At 64.8% G+C, this 230-nt stretch carries 1 protein-coding gene; it reads left to right on the top strand.

Annotated elements, in window-relative coordinates:
• Positions 1 to 38 precede the first annotated feature (38 nt).
• A partial coding sequence (locus AC0L3U_RS40385; RefSeq protein ID WP_473365268.1) for a hypothetical protein occupies positions 39 to 230 on the top strand: 192 nt, incomplete at its 3' end.

Raw genomic sequence — 230 nt, 5'->3', positions numbered from 1 at the left:
ACGCCAATGCACTGGTAACGCTGGCGGACCGCCAGTCCGTGTCGAACGCCGAAGCGCGGTGGGCGACGCTCAAGCACGCCGGCTGGCTGATCTTCAATGCGGCCCTGCCGTTTCTTGGCAGTGCCATCGGCGCCGGGGCGTGGATCTGGCAATTGATGGATCAACTGCAAGCACTCGTTGAAGCCCAGGATCACGCCGACACCCAGGCCACCTGGGAACGCCTCGCTGAC

The sequence above is a fragment of the Bradyrhizobium sp. Kon69 genome, assembly GCF_055807515.1.
This window is presented reverse-complemented; position numbering and strand designations above follow the sequence as displayed.